This is a genomic window from Halomonas sp. McD50-4 (genome assembly GCF_022348135.1).
Lineage (GTDB): Bacteria > Pseudomonadota > Gammaproteobacteria > Pseudomonadales > Halomonadaceae > Vreelandella > Vreelandella piezotolerans.
Genome location: NZ_JAKRFG010000003.1, coordinates 47,274 through 70,335 on the forward strand (window position 1 = coordinate 47,274; position 23,062 = coordinate 70,335).

The following is a 23,062-nucleotide window of genomic DNA, read 5'->3' on the forward strand; positions in this document are numbered from 1 at the left end:
AGCACAAAAAACCCCGGTCGATGTGACCGGGGTTTCTTATTGAGCGAATGTCATTACATCTGAGCATCCTCCGGCGGTTCGCCGATGGTGCCTGGCATAGCCTGGACATGGCCCATTTGCTGGCCCGCCAGGGTGAGGAAGTGTAGGTGACGTTCGTACTCTGCCACCAGGTCTCCAATCACTTGACCCCGGGTGTAGCCGTTAAGGTCTTTTTCCTGACCACCTTCTGCCAAATAGACGTCCAAACGCACGTAGAAGTCATCGTCTGCGGGGATGAAGCTCGGTGTGCGCATGCGGTGCGGGCAAACCTGATAGACGAAGCTCGTCGCGTCGCCAAGGTCGACCTGCAGCGTCAGCGTGGGCAGTGATTCCCCCTCGACCTGTTCTTCGGTGACGTTGGCCGTCTGGCCCCGGCTCTCGAGCTCCTGGGCAAACTGTGTCATCGCCGGACGAATCGAGTGCTCGATGGTGGCGGCGGCACCTGCACGGTTGGAAGTGTCCAGCGCGCGGTCCAGGCGCTCGCGCCAGTCGCCGCCGGGCGCGCTGCCCGCAATCATGCGGCGGGCGTCGGCTTTGCTACCTTCCAACTTCAGTGCTTTGTAAGTCCCCACCATGATGGCGAAGATCACCACCGAGAACGGCAGCGCGGTGATCACCACGGCGCTTTGCAGCGCGTTCAGCCCGCCAGCCATCAATAGCGCGACGGTGATCAGGCCAATCACGGCCGACCAGAAAATACGCAGTTTCACCGGTGCGTCGTGGTTCACGTCGCTCAAGATCGAAGTGAAGTTGGCCAGCACCAGCGCACCCGAATCCGCCGAGGTAATGAAGAATACGATCCCCAGAACGGTCACGACCGCAGCGGTGATGCCCACGTAGGGGTAGTACTCCAACAGCGTATAGAGCGTGGTCTGTGGCGAATTCAAGGCCTGCTCGCCCAGTTCGGCAACGCCTTGGTTGGCCACCAGTTCGATACCGCTGTTACCGAAAATGGACATCCATACCATCATGAACGAGAGCGGAATGAACAGGGCGCCAGCCACGAATTGGCGAATGGTACGGCCGCGGGAGATGCGCGCCAGAAACAGCCCGACGAAAGGCGTCCAGGCGATCCACCAGCCCCAGAAGAAGATGGTCCACCACATTTTCCACTCTTGGGCACCTTCATCGGCAAAGGCGTAAGTATCGAAGCTGGCAGCAACGAAGCCTGAGAGGTAGTCGCCAGCGTTGTTGACCACTTTATCCAGCAGCACCAGGGTGTCACCGGAGAAAAGAACGAACAGCATCAGCGCCAGAGCCAGCAGCATGTTGAACTCGGAGAGGCGGCGGATGCCTTTCTCGACACCCGTCACCACCGAGATCGTGGCAAGCACGACCACCAGGGCGATCAAGATGACCTGAACCGTCAAGGTTTCCGGCACGTCGAACATATAATTCAAGCCGTAGTTGAGCTGGATCACCCCAATACCCAAGCTGGTGGCAATCCCGAATACGGTCGAGATCACGGCGGTGATATCCACGGCGTTGCCAATTGGGCCGTGAATGCGCTTGCCCAGCAGCGGATAGAGCGCACTACGAATCGCCAGCGGCAAACGGTGGCGGTAGCTGAAGTAGGCCAGTGCCATGCCCATCAGCACGTACAGCCCCCAACCGGAGAGCCCCCAGTGCAGATAGGTTTGAACGACGGCGTTACGCATGGCCTCTTGGCTTTCAGGAGTTAGATCGGGCGGCGCCAAATAGTGGGCGACCGGCTCGGCAACGCTGAAAAACAAGAGGTCAATGCCGATACCTGCGGCAAACAGCATGGCCGACCAGGAGAGTAACGAGAACTCGGGCCGTGAGTGGTCGGGTCCTAGGCGAATGCAGCCGTAACGGGACATGCCAATGAGGATGACGAACACCAGGTACGCCACGATGGCCAACATGTAGTACCAGCCAAAGGTTTCGCTCACCCAGGCGAGACCTGCATCGAAGAAGGCGCCTGCTTGCTCGGTGAACAGCATCGTCATGATCAAGAACACGAGAATACCCGCGACACTGCCGTGGAAAACCACGGGGTTCAAGCGGTCTCGGGAGGGGAGGACGGGGTTGTCTTTCGCCATGGAGGCGGACTCCTGTTGTTAAGACAAAGAAGAAAATACGTTATTTTTGAATGAGCGTTCAAATAAAATACGCGGTTTAGACGCTCGCTTCAAGTCGTTGGCCGAGGGTGAGAGATGGGGTGGTCGCGTATGAGAGGAGTATAGAAACAAACGCGCCCAGCTAGGCTGGGCGCGAAGAGCGTATTAGACGCTAAATAAACGCTTGCTCGATTGAGGTTTACTCAGCGTTCATCTCGTGGGCAGCATCGTCGTGGTGGCCGCGCTTGCCATGACCACCATGGCCGCGCTCCTGGCGATATTCTGCGAGCATCTCGTGCATGGCATTACTGAGCGCCTGCTGCTCTTCTTCGGAGAGAATCTCGGCGACTCGGGCTTGGTGCTCTTCACGCAGCGCCAGAACGGCTTCACGGTGCTCGGCGTGGGCCTCATCGAGCGCTGCTTGCTGCTCCTCGCTGAGTTCCGCGCGCTGGTAGACCTCCTGACGGCGCTCTTCCATGCGCTCTTTCATGGCTTCTCGATCCATGCCTTGTCCGTCGTGATGGTCCGCTTGTGCAGTGAAGGCGAGTGGCATTAGGGCAACGGCCAGAAACGCGGGAGCAAACAGTTGGCGAAGTGACATCTTCATGGCATACCTCATCGGTGAATACGTGGTAATTTGACGATGTCAGTATTCAATGGCTTGGTGTAAAACGGTTGCACAAAGTGTGCAACAACCGTGATCTTGCTCAGACAATTCGACAACGAGAACACGGGGCGATCGAGCGGTGAGGGGAAACGCCACTACCGATGGTCAGAAGGAGAATTGCATGCCCGATATGCTTGGTCTTCGACGAATCGTGGGCTTCAGCGCGCTTGCGTTATGGTTAAGCGGCTGCGGCGCCACCCATCAAGTCACTCAGGGTGAGCCTGCCATCGAGCAGAGTGCCCTGCGTGAGCCCCAGCCGTTCACCCGCCTGGACCCCCAACGCTATACACCAGAGGCGTGGCCCGAACCCTTACGTGCCCACGTGCTGCTCCCCAGTACGCAAAGCAGCGCGCTTCGCCCAGCAGCGCTCGTCGTGCATGGGGGCGGCTGGCGGAATCGTGGGCCGGAGGATATGGAGCGTATCGCAGAGCAGTTAGCGGCTCAGGGATACGTGACGGTAAATATCGAACACCGTTTTGCCCCCGACTATCGCTTCCCCGCCCAGCTACACGATCTTCAGCAGGCCATGGCCTGGATACACGCGAACGCCGCGACATGGCAGATCGATACCGACCGCATTGTCGGTGTCGGTTTCTCCTCCGGCGCGCATTTGGTCAGCCTGCTGGCGCTTGCGGGCAGTGACGGCCCGCTGGCAGATCCTTACGGCGGTGAGCACGCACGCTTGGCTGCGGTCATGGCCGGAGGATTACCCAGTGATCTGCTGAAGTTCGACGATGGCCGCTTGGTGGTCGATTTTATCGGCGGGACGCGGGCCGAGCGGCCGGAAGCTTACGCATTGGCCTCTCCGGCACGCCAGATTACCGCGAAGGCACCGCCCTTTTTTCTGTTTCACGGCAGTTGGGATCAGCTCGTGCCGGTCGACCACGCCACTGACTTCTACGCGGCGTTGAAAGCCCAGGGAACGCCTAGCGAACTCTATCTACAGCGTGGGCGAGGCCATGTCACGAGCTTCCTGCTGCGTGGCAGTGCCATCGAAGCGGGCATTGCGTTTTTGAATCGCCAGGTTTCACTTAGGGAAGCGGCTTACCCCTCGGGCTGATATTTGTAGCCCACGCCATACACCGAGAGAATGATTTCCTGCTCGGGTAGCGCTTCGGTGATTTTTTTACGCAGCTTCTTGATATGGCTGTCAACGGTACGTTCGGAGACGATGCGGTTGTCACGGTACATATGGTCCATCAGCTGCTCGCGGCTGAAAATACGTCCGGGCGACTGCATCATGACTCGCAGTAACTGAAACTCCACTGCCGTGAGCCCCAGGTCGTGACCATTGACCAGCGCTTGCCAGCCCTCTTCGTCCAGCGTGACCGGGGCGAGTTTGACGGTCGTCGGAGCATCGCCCTGAGCGGCGGCCTGGCTTCTGCGCAGCACGGCCTTTACCCGGGCGACGACTTCGCGGGGACTAAAGGGTTTGCAAATGTAATCATCGGCGCCCAGTTCGAGCCCGAGTAAGCGGTCGACCTCCTCGACCTTGGCCGTGACCATGATGATCGGGAGCGTGGGCCACTGTTGGCGAATTTCCCTACAGAGCGTCAGGCCATCCTTACCTGGCAGCATCACGTCCAATAGCACCAGGGACGTCGCGTGTTGAGTGAGCCATGGCATGACCTCGCCACCGTGGCTGATGATGATCGGGGCGAAGTTGTTGTTTTGCAGATAGTCGGCCATGAGCCGGGCGATTTTGGGCTCGTCCTCGACGATCAGTAGAGGAGTATCCTCTGTGAGGCCGTCGTGAGATGAAGCGTCGGGGTGTGCAGCACTCTGAGACATATCGGCTCGCTTATGATCGGATTATGAGGCGCTTAGCAGCGGTAAGCGGAGGATCCAGGTCAAACCGCCCAGGGGCGAAGCGCTAGGCGTGAGTGTGCCGCCGTGGGCGGCGACGAGGGCGCTGGCAATGGAAAGCCCCAAGCCGCTGCCACCGCTGGCGCGGTTGCGGGAACCCTCCACACGATAGAGCCGCTCGGTCAATCGTGACAGTTCCTCTGGGGGTACGCCAGGCGCGCTGTCTTGCCAAGTAATCACTGCGTGGTCGCGTTCGCAGGTCAGGGCGACGCTTAGCTGACCAGGCGGTTGGGTATAGGCACAGCTGTTGTCCAGTAAGTTGTTCCATAGTTGGCGCAGCCGCTGGGCATCGCCACGTATCATGACGTCTGGTGCCAGATCGGTGCTCAGTGAAAGGCCGCTCTCTTCTAGCCAACGGTCGGCATCGTTCAAGCGACTTTCCAGACTCTCACTGAGGTTCATGGGGGCTAGCTGAATATCCAGCGCGCCCGCGTCGCTTTGGGAGAGCAAGCGTAAATCGGCCACCAACCGCTCGAGTTGGGCCACTTCCTGGGCCAGTGACCCCAGATTTTCTTGGTTGAGCGGGCGGATGCCATCTTGCATGGCTTCGATTTCTCCGCGCAGAACGGCCAGCGGTGTGCGCAGTTCGTGGGCAGTGTCCGAGACCCAGCGGGCGCGGGCTTCGCGGCTGGCTTCGAGCGTGGCGGCCAGCACGTTGAAGTCCCGTGCCAAGCGCGATAGTTCGTCTCGTCCGCGCTCTGGCAAGCGGGTGTGATAGTCGCCTTCGGTCAACCGCAGGGTGGCGCCGGCTAACGCTCGGGTACGGCGCCCAAGCCACCAGGAGAGGCCTCCTGCTAGAAGCAGCGAGGCAAGCCCCAGCGAGATGACGATGAGTACCAGATTGCGCTGCTGGCGCTCCAAAAACCGGCTCTCCATGCGCTCCATCATCTCTTGCGGTGGACGAAAACCCAGCGCGCCAATCGCTTCTCGCTGGCCGCTTGGGGTCATATCGCTATACAGCATCAGCCAGCGCCAGCCTATCGAGCCGCGCGGGGTATCCGTCGGCGGTATCACATACTCACCGTCGCTATCGCGCAGCGCGAAGTCTTGTGCCTCGCCCAAGGGAGAAGGGCGATCACGATGCTCTTGGCCCAACTCGAACCGGACGATGTAGGGCCAGCGCTCTGGAGACGCTTCCAACCATGCCCAGTCGCCTTGGGTCTCCCAGCGGGTAATGAGCCCGTCGGCGAGCAGCGTGGCCCGCCGCTCTTGGGCTTGATTGAGGTACTCGAGAAAACCGCGGTCGATACTGTACGACACGGCCAGAAACACGCTGGCCGCAATGGCGACGTTGACGCTGAGAATCACGACGAACAGCTTTAGCCCCAGCCGCGACGGTCGCCACTGGCGAAGTCGACTCCATCTACGCATTAGGTCATATCCGTTTGGCTAGGCGGGTGTGGTGCGCTCAACCGTTCACGCAGATTTTCCAGGCTTAGATAGAGGCACGGCACCACCAGCAGCAGAATCAGGGTGGCGAACAGCATGCCAAAACCAAGCGAAATCGCCATGGGAATCATAAAACGAGCCTGACGGGAGGTTTCCAAAATCATCGGCGCAAGCCCCAAAAAGGTGGTCAGCGTGGTCATCATGATCGGCCGCAGGCGGCGGGTTGCGGCCGCCACGATGGCTTCTCGCGGGGCCAAGCCTTCACGACGCTTGCGGTTGGCGTAGTCGATCAACACCAGCGCATCGTTAATCACCACGCCGGAGAGTGCTAGCATACCCAATAGGCTGATGATCGACAGCCCAAAGCCCATGAGTAGATGCCCACCTACCGCGCCCACGATGCCAAACGGAATGGCAGCCATCACCAGCAGCGGCTGCAGGTAGCTTCTGAAAGGAATGGCGAGCAGCGCGTAAAGCGCGGCGAGCATCAGCCACATGGCGGTGCGCAGCGTGGCGAGGTTGTCGGCGGTGTCCTGCTGTCGGCCGCCCATGCTCACTTCGAGCCCCGGCCAAGTGTTGCTGAGCGTTGGGAACACCTCTTCTTGCAGGGTGGCGATTACCTGATTAATCGCTTGGTCACCCTCGGAATCGGCGGTGACGGTGATGATGCGCCGCCCATCGATCCGCTGTAGGCTGCTGGAGGCCTGGCTCAGTGTGATATCGGCGACTCTCGAGAGCGGCACGCTCATGCCGTCCGGCGTGCGGATCGGCAGACGGTAGAGCTCGCTAAGGCTGTTACGCGACGTCTCTGGCAGGCGCACTTCCACACTGACTTCCTGACGACCGATGAACTGCTCCACTGCCGTGGCGCCTTGCAACGGGCCGCGCAGCGCCTGAGCCAGGTCACTACCGGTCAGCCCTAACGAGCGCCCCTCGGCGGATAGGCGCATTTCGAGTTGAGGCTTGCCGTCGCCCAAGCCGCTGTCGATATCGGTCAATCCATACTCGCCAAGTCGTTCTGCCAGACGGGCGGCGGCGGCTTCCAAGACGTGGGTGTCAGGGTGGGAAAGGCGTAGGCTCAAGGCCGCGCCGCTGCCTGGGCCGCCCACATCAGATTCGAAGCGAACCGACTGCGCGCCTAAAAGATCCCCAGTGAGCTCTCGCCACTCCCGGGCAATACGTGACGGTGGCCAGGCGTCCAGGCTTTCTGGCGCGATATCCAGACGCACTTCCAGGCTTTCGCCGTCCAAACGACTGCGAGTGCTGCGAAAACTAAGCGTCTCTTCTCGCTCGCTGAGCTGCTCGGCGGCGTCGAGCAACTGCTGGCTCAGCTCGCGGCTCACGCTGATGTGACTGCCAATCGGCAGCGTCACGCTGGCCTGCACCTGATCCGACTCGACCCGGGGCATCAGAGAGAATCCGAGCCGGCCGCTCATCGCCCAGGCCAGCGTCACGCAGAGAATGGCCACCCCCACAGAAACGGTCAGCAGGCGCTGGTCGAGCGCGCGCTGCAACAAGGGTTCGAACTGCCGGTAGGTAACGTGATGCAAGCCGCGCTGCATGCGCAGGCGCACCGCTTCGATGGGTCGCTGCCAGGCGGGCGTTTGGCGGGGCTTGCTAGCATGCGCTAAGTGGGCAGGCAGAATGAATAGCGCTTCTACCAGAGAAATGATGAACACCGTGATCACGACGACCGGTACGGTGGCAAAAATCAGCCCCAAAAAGCCCGGCAGAAATAGCAGCGGTAGAAAGGCGACGATATTGGAGAGAATCGCGAAGGTCAGCGGGGTGGCGATTTCTTGAGCGCCTTTGACGGCCGCATCGCGCAGCGAATAGCCTTGCTCCCGATAGCTGTAGATGTTTTCACCCACCATGATGGCGTCATCCACCACGATGCCCAGGGCGATGATGAAGGCGAACATCGACATCATATTGAGCGACACGCCGACCCAGGGTAGAAACAGCATGGCCCCCAAAAACGCCGTGGGAATGCCGAGCGTGACCCAAAAGGCCAGCCGCGCCTCTAAAAAAAGTGCCATCAAGAACAGCACCAGGGCCAAGCCCATCCAGGCGTTTTTCAACAGTAGGCTAAGACGGTCCTCATAGACCTCCGAACTATCCCGTGACACGTCCAAGCGAACGCCATCAGGTAGGTTGGTGCGTAGTCGCTCCAGCTCGCCATAGACCGCATTGGAAATGCTAGTAGGGGTCTGATCGCCGATTTGGTACACGTCCACCGATAGCCCTGGCAAACCGTTGTAGAACTCCTCTCGGTCGGTTTCGGCAAAGCCCTCGCTGACCTTGGCAATATCGCCTAGCACCACGGGAGCGCCCTGGGCGGTGGTCAAGATCGGCAGCTCGGCGAACTCGTCGGCGCTATTGCGTCGTCCTTGGTAGCGGATTAGCCACTCGCCTTCGGCGGTAGTGAGCTGGCCGCTGGCAAGGTCCAGCGCCTCCTCGGCAATGCGGCTGGCCAACTGCTGATGATCCAATCCGTAGCGCTCGATGGCCTCTTCATCCAAATGCACCTGAATCTCTCGCTCACGATTGCCCGAGAGCTCTGCGCGTGAAATACCGCTCGTGGCCTGCAGCTCGGCACGCACGCTCTCGGCGGCGTCGTGGAGCGCGGCCAACCCAACGCTGCCATACACCTGCAGGCTGACCACGCTGCGTGAGCGGCCTGCCAGGGTGAAGCGGGGCGGGTCGGCGGCGTCGGGCAGGGTAGTGATGGCATTCACGGATTGCTGAATATCCTGGTACGCCCGCATCACGTCGATGCCATCGATCAACGTAGCGCTGACCACCCCGCTGCCCTCGCTGGCACTGGCGGTTAGCTCATCGATGCCTTCGACATCGGCAATGGCGGCCTCGACCGGCAGTAGCAAACTCTGCTCGACGTCCTCTGGCGTAGCGCCCGGATAGCTGATGGTGACCTGGACGATTTCCGTCTCGAATTCGGGAAACACCTCTTTTTTGATCGCCAGCGACGCCATCAAACCGCCAACGATGAACAGCACCATCAACAGGTTAGGAGCAACGCCATGATCGACCATCCATGCCAACGGTCCTTTGCGCATCATCGAGCCGCTCCCTCATTCTGAGCGGGCGTGTCGCCGCGCTGGCGAAGGCGAACTTCCTGACCTTCTCGCGGCTGGGCAAGGCCCGCGACCACTACCCGTTGGCCGGGCGCCAGGCCGCTGCGCACCAACACGTCGTCTTGGCCGCGGTAGGCCAGCGTTACCTTAGTGCGCTGTAGGCGGTTCTCGTCGTCTACCCACCACACCTGCTCGCCGGGGCGCAGCGCTGCCGAAGGCAGCGCGATCAGTGGCTCTTCGGCGGTGGTGTGGAACGCCACACGCAGCACATCGCCCATCCGTAGGGCAGGGCCATCGTGATCGAGCGCCAGCGGATCGTCCACGGCGATCAATAGCTGGGCCTGCAAGCCGTTCTCTTCGAGGTTGGGTAAAATAGAGAGCAGGGTGCCTTCTCTGGAAGCGCCTTCCGGCCAGCCTTGGCTGGAGAGCGTGACGCTGCCCCCCGGCGACAGCCAGTCCAGCGATTCCCCCGGCAGTGATGCGCGCACCCAGAACTGCTCGACGCCGACCAAACTCACCACGGCGGTGCCTTGGCTCAATAGACTGCCAGCGCCCACCAAACGCTCTTGGACCATGGCTCGCCACGGGGCGGTCAAGGTCGCACGCTCCAGGTTGAGCGCCGCTTGGTCTCGCACCACGCGGGCTTGGGTCAATTGGGCCTGTGCCTGACGAAGCTGTGGTTCTCGCAGTACCAGGGAGCGGCGTTCGGCGCTGAGTTGGCGTCCAAAGGATTCATACTCGCTGCGCGCGCGCTGCTGTTCGGCCTGCTCCAATGCTAACTGCGCCTGAGCATTCGCCAGTTGAGCTTCGGCGTCTTCGAGAGCCAAACGCAGGTCGGCTTGATCGATATAGGCCACCGGTTCGCCCTGTTCCACGACTCGCCCAGGCAACACGCCCTCGCCAAAGCGTTCGAGCTGGCCCGCTACGCGGCTGGCAAGCTCGGTGGCTTTCTCTGCTTCCACGCGGCCGAAACCCTCTAGCGTGGGGGATTGCAGCCGCTGTTCGGTGGTGATGACATCGACCACCGGCGGCGTTGGCGGCGGGGGCGGACGACGCTCGATCCGAGGCGGCTGGCTGACGATCCACCACGCGAGCGCCAAGCCACCGACGAACACCAGCAGTGATGCCAGTGCACCAATACCGATGCGGCCTTGCTGAAAGAAAGCGTTAGAGCGAAAGGGGGTCATGGACGGGTGATATCCGTTGGCTAAGAGCGAAAATTCCAGAAAAATAGGCGTATCATGCTAGCATCACCGATTGCCGAGCAGCGATTAGGTAAGCTTTGTGCAAAGAGTGTGCAAGCCGACAAGAAGCGCTTTTTTTGCACCCGGCGCTGACGAACTGCGCTATAACTGCCATCATCCATGTGAAAAGCCATAGACTTCCTGGTCTGTACGACGTTATGAAAAACACCGCCACCCGCGACAAACTCATTGATTCTGGTGCCGAGCTGATTGCCCAGCAGGGCTATAATGCGACGGGTATCAATGCTGTATTAAAAACCTGCGGTGTCCCCAAAGGCTCGTTTTACCACTACTTTTCCAGTAAAGAAGACTTCGGCTTGGCGGTCATCGAGCGCTTTGCCGACGATTACGATGCATCCTTGGCGGCGCTGCTGGAAGATACGACGCTGGCGCCTCTCGAGCGCCTGCGCCGCTACTTTGCCACCGGTCGCGCCCACATGCTCGATTGTGATCACACCACCGGCTGTCTGATCGGCAACCTTGGTCAAGAGCTCTCCGGTCAGAGCGATACCTTTCGCGATGCGTTGAACGTGGTGTTTCAGCGTTGGGAAAGGCGTTTCGTCACCTGCCTAAACCACGCCCAAACCGACGGGACGATTAATACAGCCATCGCGCCCGAGTCGCTGGCGAGCTTTATACTCTCTGGCTGGGAAGGCGCGATTCTACGAGCCAAAACCCTCAAATCCGTTGCGCCTATGGAACACTTCGAAGCCATTTTGTTCGAGCACGTCTTGGTACCTCGCTAGCACGCTAGCGCTCAGTGACGCGCGCGGAAGTGGTGATCTCCACTCTGCACGTCGTTGCTCACGGCGGCGAGCAGCGACGCATCTAGCGACGGATCATCCATGGCTAGCAAACCGCACTTGGCTAGCGCCTCGCGTAGGCTGACCTGTTCATCCAGGCGTTGATACACCACTCGAACACAGCAGGGCAAACGTTCACTGTTGTCCGCCACGCCCATTTTCAGGCCGGTGAGACGCGTGACCTGGCTCTGAAAGCTGGGAAACAGAATGGTTTGGGTGATTTCGTGTCCGTTCAGGGTTTCGTGGTCGACCAAAAACAGCCGATCGGCCAGCTTGACCGCGGCGCCGACGTAGCGGTTATGACAGGGTCGCTTACCCGGTATTACTTGCATGCGCTCGGTACGCTGGTAGACCACGCCGCCTTCTCGTTTTTCCAAACACACCAGTGTGCGCATTAAATAGCCGGGGCGCGACATCGAGTGATAAAGCTCGAAATAGCGCCCCAGATAGCGTTCCAAACCTTCGCTACCCCGCTGGATGAGCGCATTGGGCCAGGGCAGTGAGGTGCTTGCGGTGTCGGCGTTGAGCTGCCCGGTTTGAACCAGCGCTCGGAAATCGTGATGGGGCAGGGCAATATCGTCTGGCGTTACGCCAAAAAAGTGGCAGATCCGCTGGAGCGCCGCATGGCTGGGATAGTAACGTCCGCTGAGGTAGCGATTGAACTGTGCCCGATTGATGGGCAGGCGACGGCACACGTCGGCAATCGAGGGATAGTAGCTGCACAGCAGGCGCAAATTGGCCACAAATTCATCGTGCATGGGCGTGACTCGGAGCTCTTGGGCGGTGGCGGTGCGGCTAATGTGCCGCCTTGCGCCAGCGAGTGCAATGCTTTGTACGGACTTTCCGCCCATGGAAAGGGGCGCCACGCTGAATGGGGGAGGTGAGCGAGTGTTCGAACATTTCGAGAAGCAGACACGCCGCGTCAATGGCGTCGAGATTGCCTATCGGGTAGGAGGAAGCGGCCCGGCGTTGCTGCTGCTTCACGGCCATCCGCAGACCCATGTGATTTGGCACAAGGTAGTGGATACGCTTGCCCAGCACTTTACGGTGGTCGCCGCCGATCTTCGCGGCTACGGCGGCAGCAGCAAACCCGACGACGACCCAGAGCACCAGAATTACGCCAAGCGCACCATGGCCGCCGATATGGCTGAACTGATGGGCGCGCTTGGGTTCGAGCGTTTTAAAGTACTGGCTCACGACCGTGGCGCGCGGGTGGCGCATCGTCTAGGCGTCGATCACGCAGAGCGGGTCGAGCGCATGGTACTGCTGGACATTGCCCCGACGCTGGCCATGTATCGCGGCACGAATGAGGCGTTTGCCCGCAGCTACTGGCACTGGTTCTTTTTGATTCGCCCCCAGCCGCTGCCGGAAATGCTGATTCAAGCCGATCCCGCTCAGTACTTAAAAAGCGTGATGGGCGCCCGCAGCGCGGGCATGGCACCGTTCGCCCCAGAAGCGCTGGCGGAGTACGAGCGCTGCCTGGCGCTTCCCGGCACGGCCACCGGTATCTGCGGCGACTACCGCGCCAGCGCCACCATCGACTTGGAGCACGACCAGGCGGATATTGACGCGGGGGTAAAACTCTCCTGCCCGATCAACGTGATGTGGGGTGCCGAAGGGGCGATTGAAGCCTGCTTCGATGCCTTGGCTGAATGGCGCAAGGTAGCGACGCAGGTAGAGGGCAAGGCGCTGCCCTGCGGGCACTACATTGCCGAGGAGGTTCCTGACTTGCTGCTGGAGGAGGCGCTGTCGTTTCTACACCAGGATGAATGACATTAGGCGCCAGCAGCACTGAACATCGCGTCGGTTCTGCTAGCGCTACTCTTAACGTTCCATGCTGCTGACGATCAGTGCCGCATTGACGCCACCAAAACCAAACCCGTTGCACAATACATGCTGAGTGGCGTGCTGATGCGCCGACGTGACGAAGGTCAAATCCTGCATATCCTCGTCGCACGCCTCCAGGTTAATGGTGGGCGGGAGTTGCTGATGCCGGAGTGCCAGTACGGAAAAAATACTCTCTATGCCGCCGGCTGCGCCCAACAAGTGGCCTGTGGCGGCTTTCGTGGCCGATATGGGAATAGCGGGCAAGCGCTCACCGAATACGTTGCGCAATGACGCTATTTCAGCCCGATCGCCAACGGGTGTGGAGGTGGCGTGGGCATTGATATGGTCAATCGCATCAGGATCTAGTTTGGCCATCCCTAGCGCCGCTTGGATCGCGGCGGCTGCGCCAGATCCATCTTTTGGACCCGCCGTCAGATGGTAGGCGTCCGCGCTGGTACCGTAACCGCTAATCACTGCTAAGGGCGTGGCGCCCCGTGCCATCGCATGGTCAAGGGGTTCGATCACCATGACGCCAGCGCCTTCTCCCATGACGAAACCATTACGGGCGTTATCAAACGGCCTGGAAGCACGCTCCGGGGCGTCTGATTCAGTGGAAACGGCCTTTAAAGCATTAAAGCTGGCGAGCGAAAGCGGATCAATACATGCTTCAGCCCCGCCGACGAGGGCGACATCGGCTTCGCCACTGCGGATGATGCGCATGCCGTCGCCAATCGCCTGTAGTCCTGCGGCGCACGCCGTTACCGGACACCCCAAGGGGCCTTGGAATCCATAACGAATAGATAGATTGCCCGCTGCCAGATTGGCTAGAAAGGCAGGCACCGTGAAAGGGGTAAGTTTGCGATAGCCGCGCTCGACCAGCGTCCTTTGCGCTTGTGTGATGGTAGGAAACCCGCCAATACCAGAGCCAATGATGGTAGCCGTTCGGCGTTTTTGCGACTGCTCGACGGGGAACCAGTCGGCCTGCGACAGTGCCTCTTGGGCGGCTGCTAACGCGTACAGGCTGAACAGGTCCATTTTGCGCTGCTCTTTGGGGTCGGCGATGGCACTCACGTCAACGCCGCCGCTGGGGTCCTGGTGAATGCTTGGTACCGTCCCAGCAATTTTGATCGGGATATTGCTGGTATCGAAGCGGTCAATGGTGCTGATGCCAGATTGGCCGTCAACCAGGCGCTGCCAACTTTTATTGACGCTGTTGCCTAGCGGGCTGACCATTCCCATGCCGGTAATCACAATAGGTGACTGCATAAGTGACTCCTGAATCAGTAGTGTGGTCACCCTAGCAATGGGCAGTATATGATCAAGATAATATTTAGCTGACGCACGATGAGGTGAGTATGCCTTACCCCAAGAGCCATAAATCGAAAACCAAAGAGCGCATTTTGGCGTCGGCGACCGAGCTATTCAGCCGCAACGGGTTTCAGAAGGTATCAATTGGCCAGATCATGAAGCTGGCGAAGATGACTCACGGCGCCTTTTATGCCCATTTCGCGTCAAAAGAGGCCCTCTACCATGAATCCGTACGCCTGACCATCGATAACAGTCGGGCCGCTAGACTGGTAAAAGGCCCTCTTTCGTTAAAACACCTGACCGAGTTAGTCGATAATTACTGCAATCTCCAAGAGCTGGAAGCGAAGCATAAGCCTGGGCCCGAATCGGTGCTGTTCAATGAAATAGGCAGTGAAAAAGCCGAAATCCGCACCCTGTTCGAAGCGTCTTACATGAGTATGAAAAAGATGCTCGAAACGCGGCTGATGGCGCTTAGCAAGTTGAAAAAACTCCCCTTTGCGGCTGATCGCAACGCGATTGCGGATAAGTCGCGGGTAATATTGGCATCTCTAGTGGGAGCCGTGGCGATTGCGAAAAGTCTACCTAGCGAGGCAGAGCGCAAGCAGGTATTGATCGCCACACAGCGCCAGATTCTACTCATGCTCGGGATCAGTGACACCGAGGCCGAGCGTATGTTGCAAGCGCAGTAAGACGTTACTCTCCTGAACGGATCGCCAGGATGCTGCTATGGCCGGCACTGCCATTGGCACATAACGGCAGCCGGTGATTTAGGCGGTGGCCCAAGACGAGGCGGGCAAAAAACTGGATAATGGCCGCCATTCGCCTGATGCGTTGGCGCTCAGGCACACTCATTATTCTGGACGCCCGCCCATGGAAATCAAAGTCAACTACCTCGACAACCTCCGCCTGGAGTCCAAGTTCGACGATTTTACGGTCATCTCCGACCAGCCGATTCGCTACAAGGGCGACGGCTCGGCCCCCGGCCCGTTCGACTACTTCCTGGCCTCGTCGGCCATGTGTGCCGCTTACTTCGTCAAGGTGTACTGCAACGCGCGCAATATCCCCACCGAGAACATCCGTCTGTCGCAGAACAATATCGTCGATCCGGAAAACCGCTATAAGCAGATCTTCAAAATCCAGGTCGAACTGCCGGAAGATATCTCGGAAAAGGATCGCGAAGGCATACTCCGCTCCATTGACCGCTGCACGGTGAAGAAGGTCGTGCAGACCGGCCCGGAATTTCAGATCGAGGTGGTCGAGAACATCGACGAGGACGCCCAGGCGCTGCTGCTGGGCGCGCCGGAAGGGAGCAGCACCTACATCGAAGGCAAAGACTTGCCGCTGGAGCAGACCATTGCCAACATGAGCGGTATTCTGGCCGATCTCGGTATGAAGATCGAGATCGCTTCCTGGCGCAATATCGTGCCCCACGTGTGGTCGTTGCATATCCGCGACGCGGCATCGCCGATGTGCTTTACCAACGGTAAAGGCGCGACCAAAGAGAGCGCGCTCTGCTCGGCGCTGGGCGAGTTCATCGAGCGTTTGAGCTGCAACTTCTTCTACAACGATCAATTCTTCGGTGAAGAGATCGCGGACAGCGCGTTCGTACACTATCCCAATGAGAAGTGGTTCAAGCCCGGCCCAAATGACGAGCTGCCCGCCGAGATTCTCGACGAGCACTGCCTGGCGATTTACAACCCCGAAGGCGAGCTGTGCGGCTCGCACCTGATCGATACCAACTCGGGCCGCGAAGACCGGGGCATCGTCTCGCTGCCGTTCGTGCGCCAGAGCGATGGCGAAACGGTCTACTTCCCCTCCAACCTGATCGAGAACCTGTTCCTCAGTAACGGTATGAGCGCGGGCAATACCCTGGTGGAAGCTCAGGTGCAGTGTTTATCTGAAATTTTCGAGCGGGCGGTGAAGCGTGAGATCCTCGAGCAGGAGCTGACCCTGCCCGACGTACCCCAAGAAGTGCTGGCCAAGTACCCGAGCATTGTAGAGGGCATTAATGCCCTGGAAGCTCAAGGCTTCCCGATACTGGTGAAGGATGCCTCCATGGGCGGGCAGTTCCCGGTGATGTGCGTCACGCTGATGAACCCGCGCACCGGCGGCGTGTTTGCCTCCTTCGGTGCCCACCCAAGCTTCGAAGTAGCGCTGGAGCGCAGCCTGACCGAGCTGTTGCAGGGCCGCAGCTTTGAAGGCCTGAACGACCTGCCGCTGCCGACCTTCAACTCGCAAACGGTGTCCGAGCCCAACAACTTCGTCGAGCACTTCATCGACTCGGTGGGCGTGGTCTCCTGGCGCTTCTTCAGTGCCAAGCCTGATTTCGAGTTCAGCGAGTGGGACTTCTCCGGCAGCAACGAAGAGGAAGCCGAGACCCTGTTCGGCATTTTCGAGGAGCTGGGGGCCGAAGTGTACATGGCGGTGCACGAAGACCTGGGCGCACCGGTATGCCGTATTCTGGTGCCGGGCTACTCCGAGGTGTACCCCATCGAAGACCTGATTTGGGACAACACCAACAAGGCGCTGGATTACCGCGAAGATATCCTCAACCTGCACCGCCTGGACGACGAGCAGCTCACCGATCTGGTCGAGCGGCTGGAAGAGAGCCAGATGGACGACCACGCCGATATCATCACGCTAATCGGCATCGAGTTCGACGAGAACACCGTGTGGGGCCAGTTGACCATTCTGGAGCTCAAACTACTGGTCTACCTGGCCCTGCAACGCCATGAAGAGGCGCTGGACTGCGTGCAGATGTTCCTCCAGTACAACGACAACACTGTCGAGCGCGGCCTGTTCTATCAAGCCGTGAATGCGGTGCTAGAAATTGCCCTGGACGACGAGCTGGCGCTGGAGGACTACCTGCCCAACTTCAAACGCATGTTCGGCGAAGCCACCATGGAAGCCGTCGTCGGTTCGGTAGACGGCACGGTACGCTTTCACGGCCTCACGCCCACCAATATGCAGTTAGAGGGCTTGGATCGCCACCAGCGCCTGATCGAAAGCTACAAGAAGCTTCACGCAGCGCGAGCGGCTAAAGCGGGTCTCTAACGGCGTTTATCGGTGAGTAACGACAGCGGTGCGCGGCCCCTTGGCCCGCACCGTTTTTTTATGTGATGCACTGTGGTGCAGCAATTGGCGCAGTGAGTGCAACCAACTGCACCGCTGCGCCAAATTTCATCCCGCCCTTGGCTTGGTACAACACTCTCCACGCATCCCAATAGCACAAAGACGCGGTCGTTAACGACGCAACTTACAACATAACGCTCAATAATAACGCGGAGAGTACTCCATGCTCGATATGCTCAATGACCTCCTCTGGGGGAAGGTATTACTTGTTTTACTGGTGGGAGTGGGGATCGGTTTTACCGTTGCCTCCCGCTTCGTACAGTTTCGCTATTTTGGTGAAATGTTCCGTATCCTGGGCACAGGACAAGCCTTCAAGCGTAACCAGCACGGCCACTTGAGCTCGTTCCAGGCGCTGGTGCTGTCGGTGGCGGGTCGTGTAGGTGGCGGCAACATTGCCGGTGTGGCCGTGGCGATTACGCTGGGCGGTCCTGGGGCCATTTTCTGGATGTGGCTCGTCGGCCTAATGGGCATGGCCACCAGCTTTCTGGAGTGTACGCTAGCGCAAACCTATAAAGAGGCCGAGGGCGACGGCACCTACCGTGGCGGCCCGGCGTACTACATCGTCAAAGGCCTGGGCAAGCAGTGGCGCTGGCTGGCGGCGTTCTACTCGGTGCTGCTGCTGATTACCTTCGGTTTTGCCTTTACAGCCCTACAGTCCTATGCGGTTGCCACGTCCTTTGGCGATGCCTTTGGCGTGCCGGTGCTGTACAGCGGTATCGCGCTGGCCATGCTGGTGGGGCTGATCATCTTTGGCGGTATCAAGCGGATTGCCCGAATTTCCGAATTTTTGGTGCCGTTCATGGCCGTGGGGTACATCGCCGTGGCGCTGCTGGTCATTGCGTTGAACATCGCTGAGATTCCTGGCGTGATCGCGCTGATCGTGAAGAGCGCCTTTGGTTTGGAGCCGCTGGTGGGCGGCGGTATTGGCGCGGCCATCATGATGGGCTTGAAGCGCGGCCTGTTCTCCAACGAAGCGGGTTTGGGCAGTGCGCCCAACGTGGCCGCCGTTGCCTACGTGCCGCACCCGGCCAACCAAGGGATCGTTCAGGCGTTCTCGGTGTTTATCGACACGGTCATCATCTGTTCGGCCACGGCGTTTCTGATTCTGCTTAGTGGCGTGTATGACCCGGCTGCCGGTGCGGGTGTCGAAGGTATTGCGTTGACCCAAGCTGCTCTGGCAGACCATGTGGGTGAGTGGGGCCGCACCTTCGTGAGCCTGGCGCTGCTGCTGTTTGCCTTCAGCACCATTTTGTACAACTACTACCTGGGCGAAAACAGCCTGAACTTCTTCAGCCGTGATAACCAGAATCTGTTCAACGCCTTCCGCGTGGCCATCGTGCTGCTGGTGTGCTGGGGCGCGACGACCGACCTAGGCACCGTGTTCGGTTTTGCCGACGTCACCATGGGCCTCTTAGCGGTCGTGAACCTCGTGGCGCTCATTCTGCTGTTCAAATGCGGTCTGCGCATTATGAAGGATTTTGACAGCCAGCGCCGTCAGGGCATCGAACAGCCGATTTTCGACGCCAACCAGCACCCGGATCTCGACCTGGACCCCAAAGCGTGGGAGCTGGAGCCCCAAGAGGCCGAAGCGCTAAAACAGCGCCTGGAAAGTGCGCTAGCGAAGTAAGTTCGCTTCTTTTCAGCTCATAAGGAGAACCCATGCCCCGCGTCCTCATCCTCTATACGGGCGGCACCATCGGTATGCAACCCTCGCCCCAAGGGTACGTGCCAAGCGCGGGGCTGGCCGAGCGCTTGGCGGCGCACTTGGCCGTAGGTGATCCTTATCGGCTGCCTGTCTTCGAGGTGGTTGAAATACAGCCACTGATCGACAGCGCTGAGCTGATGCCCGAGGCGTGGAATCGCCTCGTGGCCGTGCTGGAAACGCACTGGCAGCGTTACGATGCGCTCGTCATCCTGCACGGTACCGATACCATGGCCTACAGCGCGGCGGCGCTGTCGTTCATGCTCGGTGCGATTAACAAGCCGGTGCTCTTCACCGGCTCCCAAATTCCGCTGGGTGAGCCAAGAAGTGACGCGCTGAACAATGTGGTCAGCGCATTACAGTTAGCGGCTCATCCGGCAACGCCCTGCGAAGTGAGCCTGCTCTTTCATGACCGGCTACTGCGCGGCAATCGCGCCCGTAAGGTGCGCACGCAAGGTCTGGATGCTTTCGACTCACCCAACTTCCCTTGGCTGGCCGAGATCGGCATTGGCATCACCTTTCCCCAGCCCTCGGCGCTGCTCAGCGGGGAGCCCAACTTTGCTCCCATCGAACTCGATGACGAGGCGGTAGCGGTGCTATCGCTACACCCAGGCATGTCGCTAACGCGCGCAAAAGCGCTACTGGCAGACGACACGCTGAAAGGTGTGGTGCTACACAGCTACGGCGTGGGGAACCCGCCCAGCTTTGACGGTGCACTGCTCGACGCCTTGAAGGCAGCCCATGAGCGGGGCGTGGCGCTGCTCAACGTCACTCAGTGCGCTCAGGGGGAGGTCATTCAAGGCGCCTACGCCACCGGGGCGGCGCTCAATCAGGCGGGCGTGATCGCTGGAGGAGACATCACGCTGGAAGCCGCCGTGGCCAAGCTCATCGTTCTGCTTGGCCGTGGGCTTTCCGGGCCAGCGCTGCGCAAAGCACTCAGCGCAGCGATTCGTGGCGAACGGTCTTGCTGATTCAGCCAAAGAACCAGTAACACACCAGAATGGCGGTGGTGATGCCTGCTATATCGGCGACCAGGGCGCATCCCAACCCATGGCGAATGCGGCTAATGCCCACGGCGCCGAAGTAAACCGCCAGCACGTAAAACGTGGTTTCGGTGCTGCCTTGGAAGGTCGCGGCCAGTAGCCCAGGAAAGCTATCGACCCCAAAGGTGTTCATGGTTTCGATCATCATGGCACGGGAGCCACTGCCAGAAAGCGGTTTCACAAAGGCGGTGGGCAGCGCATCCACGAAGCGGATATCCCAGCCAATGCCCTCCACCAGCCAGCGGATACCGCCAAGCCCGGCATCCAGCACGCCGCTGGCGCGCAGCACACCCACCGCGACAAGCATGGCAATCAGGTAGGGCAGTAGGGTGATGGTAAAGCTCAGGCCCTCTTTAGCCCCTTCGATAAAAGCGTCGTACACCTTGACGCCGCGTAGCGCCCCAACCATCAAGAACAGTATCACGATGCTAAATAGCGTTAGGTTGCCGACCAGAGTAGACGCTGCCGCCAGTGCCTGGGCGGACATCCCGGCGAGTGTGGTCATCAGCAGGCCCAGCGCGAGTGCTGCGGCTAACAGATAGGCCAACACCACCGGCTGCCATAGTTTCAAGCGCTGCATGATCGCCACGGCTAACAGCCCTGCCAGACTGGAGGCGCTTGTCGCCAACAGGATCGGTAGAAAGACCAGCGTTGGCTCGTCCGCCCCTTGCTGGGCACGGTACATGAAGATCGTGACGGGCAGCAGGGTCAGCGACGAGGTGTTCAGTACAAGAAACAGAATTTGCGCATTGCTGGCGGTATCGCGGCTGGGGTTCAGGGTTTGCAGCGAGTGCATCGCCTTGATGCCAATCGGCGTCGCAGCGTTGTCCAGCCCCAGAATGTTGGCGGCAAAGTTCATGCTGATCAGGCCCATGGCTGGGTGGCCGCGGGGCACCTCGGGCATCAATCGGCAGAACAGCGGGTCGAGCACTCGCCCCAGCAGGCGTATCAAGCCCGCCTTTTCGGCAATGGCCAGAAACCCCAGCCACAGCGTCATGGTGCCCAGCAGCACCAGAATGATATCGACGCTGACCTTCGCCATATCGAACAGCGACTGCACTAGGCGGGCAAACACCTCGCTGTCGCCACCCACCAGCCACTGCCAAAGCGATGCCGCAAAGGCGGCAATGAAAAAACTTAACCAAATTCCGTTGAGCATGGCGGGTGGGCGTCCTTGGTGATGAATAAAGCAGAGCACTTGCTGCGTATCCTACCCAAGGAGCGCCCGTACGCGCTAACCCGACAGCGAAAGAAAAAACAGTATCAGCGGAGGCGACAGCAGCGACAGGATAAAACCGCTAACCACCGCAATCGGCACGCAGGCCACGCCGCCGTGCTGCTGTATGACGGGCAGGGTGAAGTCCATGGAGGTGGCCCCGCCGTAGCCAATTGCTAGCGCGGTGTGGCGGTGAATGACCAAGGGAATCAAAATGAACGCCAGCAGCTCGCGGGTGAGGTCGTTGAAGAACGCCACGCCGCCCATCAAAGGGCCGAGCTGGTCGCCAATCAGGATGGCCGACAGCGAGTACCATCCAAACCCAGAAGCCAGGGCCAATCCTTCGTTCCAGCTAAGCGAGAGCAGCGGCGCGGCGGCCAGTCCCGCCAGCAGCGAGCTCAGCGCCAGCGTGATGGCAATGGCAAGCCCCAAGCGGTTTAGCAAAATCTGCTTCAATGGCATGCCGGAGTTGCGTAACTGGCAGCCAATCAACGCCAACAGCAGGTAGAGCACCCACTCCGCCAGCCGGTCAGCCGTGGTGAATAGCGCCTCGCCAACCCTAGGCCCCAGCAGCAGACCTGCAGTGACACCCGCGGCGACCACTCCCACTAACATTAACGAGCCCTGCATCGCGGCGAGTTTACTGGTGGGGGCATCTTTCACCACTGGCGAGCCGCCCGCGCTGAGTCGTACCCGCCGTGACAGCCACCATAGCGCCGCTAGGTTAAATAGGGTGGTCATGCTAAACAGCAGCAGGGCATTGCCCCCCAAACGAGAGAGCTGGCTGCCTAGGTTGTCGAGACCGGCAAGGCTGATGCCCATCAACAGCAGGATCACATATACCGAGCTGCTAACGGCTCGGTTGATCAGGTTGAGTAAAGTTGATGAGCCAACGCGTACCAAGTAGCCCAAAAACAGCGGCAGTAAAACGATCAATAGGCCAGACAGCATTTAGGGCGCGTTATCCTCGGCAGGGGTGAACTGGGTCATGGTGAGCGTCGTTTGTCGGCGCCCCTCTTTTTCATAGGTGGCTGAGAGGATGAGCCCCGGCCAGTCAGGATGGAAGTTGATCAGCAAATGCCGATCGGGCTTTTCAGCATCGATCAGCGTGACCTGCTTGGCGTCGAACTCACCGGCAGGCACACGGGCTGTAGTGGGCTCGTTCACGAAGTACTGGAAGTGTTCGTCGCGCCCACGGTGATCCACGAAGTCGATATCGCAGGGGTTGCTCTCGGTGCAGCCTTCTGTGCCAGCCCGGCGGGAGAGGTCGAACAGGGCGGCTTGACGATCGATGGAGGGAATGTCGTCTTGGTTGAGCTGATAGCTGTCGCCGACGCCGAAGAGAGAGTAGCTGCTGTTATAAAGCAAAGAGTGTGTGTCGCCATCATCGATGTAGAAACGACTGCGCTCGTTACCTCGGGCGACGGCAATGGAGAAACTCATGTCGCTCAGCCAATGCGAGCCTTCATGCGTGAGCGTATGGGTAATGTTGGCGCTCGGCCAGCCGCGAATGTCAAGCCGGTACTGCGCCTCGAATGGCTGAGGAGAGGCCAAGGAAGCGCTGTCATCGGCAAGCGCGGCGGCGCTGGTCGTCATCAGCGCGGCAGTCAGTGTAGCGCCCATTAGGCCGTGCCGTGTGTTACGAGCGAA

At 59.7% G+C, this 23,062-nt stretch carries 18 protein-coding genes; 7 read left to right on the plus strand and 11 right to left on the minus strand.

Annotated features, from left to right (window positions below; all coding sequences use genetic code 11):
• Window positions 1-53 precede the first annotated feature (53 nt).
• Window positions 54-2,102, minus strand: a complete 2,049-nt coding sequence (gene betT, locus MHM85_RS04785) for a choline BCCT transporter BetT (protein WP_219861670.1) — start codon at window positions 2,100-2,102, stop codon at window positions 54-56.
• A gap of 217 nt (window positions 2,103-2,319) precedes the next feature.
• A complete protein-coding gene (locus tag MHM85_RS04790) occupies window positions 2,320-2,727 on the minus strand; it encodes a hypothetical protein (protein WP_139526443.1) in 408 nt (135 codons plus the stop codon).
• 181 nt (window positions 2,728-2,908) lie between these two features.
• Between MHM85_RS04790 and MHM85_RS04795 the strand changes: the two genes are divergently transcribed.
• Entirely contained in the window at window positions 2,909-3,847 is a 939-nt protein-coding gene (locus MHM85_RS04795) for an alpha/beta hydrolase (protein WP_219861667.1), read from the plus strand.
• On the opposite strand, the gene MHM85_RS04800 is transcribed toward MHM85_RS04795, so the two are convergent.
• The 4 genes from MHM85_RS04800 to MHM85_RS04815 are packed head-to-tail and all read right to left on the minus strand — an operon-like array spanning window position 3,832 to window position 10,324.
• The gene (locus tag MHM85_RS04800) at window positions 3,832-4,578 is read right to left on the minus strand and encodes a response regulator (protein WP_219861665.1); all 747 of its coding nucleotides are present in this window, start codon (window positions 4,576-4,578) and stop codon (window positions 3,832-3,834) included. The two genes, MHM85_RS04795 and MHM85_RS04800, sit on opposite strands and share 16 nt — an antisense overlap.
• Window positions 4,579-4,599: 21 nt before the next feature.
• Window positions 4,600-6,024, minus strand: a complete 1,425-nt coding sequence (locus MHM85_RS04805) for an ATP-binding protein (protein ID WP_239285517.1) — start codon at window positions 6,022-6,024, stop codon at window positions 4,600-4,602.
• Window positions 6,024-9,122 (minus strand): efflux RND transporter permease subunit, encoded by a 3,099-nt coding sequence (locus tag MHM85_RS04810; RefSeq protein WP_219861660.1) that lies wholly within the window; start codon window positions 9,120-9,122, stop codon window positions 6,024-6,026. The genes MHM85_RS04805 and MHM85_RS04810 overlap by 1 nt, the downstream gene beginning before the upstream one ends.
• Window positions 9,119-10,324 carry an efflux RND transporter periplasmic adaptor subunit gene (locus MHM85_RS04815; RefSeq protein WP_219861658.1) on the minus strand — a complete coding sequence of 402 codons (1,206 nt, stop codon included), beginning with the start codon at window positions 10,322-10,324 and terminating at the stop codon, window positions 9,119-9,121. The genes MHM85_RS04810 and MHM85_RS04815 overlap by 4 nt, the downstream gene beginning before the upstream one ends.
• A 215-nt stretch (window positions 10,325-10,539) precedes the next feature.
• Between MHM85_RS04815 and MHM85_RS04820 the strand changes: the two genes are divergently transcribed.
• On the plus strand, window positions 10,540-11,127 hold the full coding sequence (locus MHM85_RS04820; RefSeq protein WP_139526449.1) for a TetR/AcrR family transcriptional regulator: 588 nt from the start codon (window positions 10,540-10,542) through the stop codon (window positions 11,125-11,127).
• 11 nt (window positions 11,128-11,138) lie between these two features.
• Here the strand turns inward: MHM85_RS04820 and MHM85_RS04825 are convergent, their stop codons facing one another.
• Window positions 11,139-12,035 (minus strand): helix-turn-helix transcriptional regulator, encoded by an 897-nt coding sequence (locus MHM85_RS04825; protein ID WP_239285515.1) that lies wholly within the window; start codon window positions 12,033-12,035, stop codon window positions 11,139-11,141.
• Window positions 12,036-12,072: 37 nt separating this feature from the next.
• On the opposite strand from MHM85_RS04825, the gene MHM85_RS04830 reads away from it, so the two are divergent.
• Entirely contained in the window at window positions 12,073-12,957 is an 885-nt protein-coding gene (locus tag MHM85_RS04830; RefSeq protein ID WP_239285530.1) for an alpha/beta hydrolase, read from the plus strand.
• Between the two features lie 51 nt (window positions 12,958-13,008).
• Here MHM85_RS04830 and fabF read toward each other — a convergent pair whose 3' ends face one another.
• A complete protein-coding gene (gene fabF, locus MHM85_RS04835; RefSeq protein ID WP_219861654.1) occupies window positions 13,009-14,277 on the minus strand; it encodes a beta-ketoacyl-ACP synthase II in 1,269 nt (422 codons plus the stop codon).
• An 89-nt stretch (window positions 14,278-14,366) separates the two neighbouring features.
• On the opposite strand from fabF, the gene MHM85_RS04840 reads away from it, so the two are divergent.
• From MHM85_RS04840 to MHM85_RS04855, 4 genes are all read left to right on the plus strand, one after another.
• A complete protein-coding gene (locus MHM85_RS04840) occupies window positions 14,367-15,008 on the plus strand; it encodes a TetR/AcrR family transcriptional regulator (protein WP_219861652.1) in 642 nt (213 codons plus the stop codon).
• 181 nt (window positions 15,009-15,189) lie between these two features.
• The gene (locus tag MHM85_RS04845; RefSeq protein ID WP_219861650.1) at window positions 15,190-17,373 is read left to right on the plus strand and encodes an OsmC domain/YcaO domain-containing protein; all 2,184 of its coding nucleotides are present in this window, start codon (window positions 15,190-15,192) and stop codon (window positions 17,371-17,373) included.
• 241 nt (window positions 17,374-17,614) lie between these two features.
• A complete protein-coding gene (locus tag MHM85_RS04850) occupies window positions 17,615-19,078 on the plus strand; it encodes an alanine/glycine:cation symporter family protein (RefSeq protein ID WP_219861648.1) in 1,464 nt (487 codons plus the stop codon).
• A gap of 32 nt (window positions 19,079-19,110) precedes the next feature.
• The gene (locus MHM85_RS04855) at window positions 19,111-20,124 is read left to right on the plus strand and encodes an asparaginase (protein ID WP_139526458.1); all 1,014 of its coding nucleotides are present in this window, start codon (window positions 19,111-19,113) and stop codon (window positions 20,122-20,124) included.
• 1 nt (window position 20,125) lies between these two features.
• On the opposite strand, the gene MHM85_RS04860 is transcribed toward MHM85_RS04855, so the two are convergent.
• The 3 genes from MHM85_RS04860 to MHM85_RS04870 all read right to left on the minus strand — a co-directional run bounded on the left by MHM85_RS04860 (window position 20,126) and on the right by MHM85_RS04870 (window position 23,008).
• Window positions 20,126-21,355: a spore maturation protein gene (locus MHM85_RS04860; RefSeq protein WP_139526459.1), complete on the minus strand. Its 1,230-nt coding sequence runs from the start codon at window positions 21,353-21,355 to the stop codon at window positions 20,126-20,128.
• Window positions 21,356-21,430: 75 nt separating this feature from the next.
• Window positions 21,431-22,363 carry a lysine exporter LysO family protein gene (locus tag MHM85_RS04865; protein WP_139526460.1) on the minus strand — a complete coding sequence of 311 codons (933 nt, stop codon included), beginning with the start codon at window positions 22,361-22,363 and terminating at the stop codon, window positions 21,431-21,433.
• Window positions 22,364-23,008 (minus strand): hypothetical protein, encoded by a 645-nt coding sequence (locus MHM85_RS04870; protein ID WP_139526889.1) that lies wholly within the window; start codon window positions 23,006-23,008, stop codon window positions 22,364-22,366.
• Window positions 23,009-23,062 lie beyond the last annotated feature (54 nt).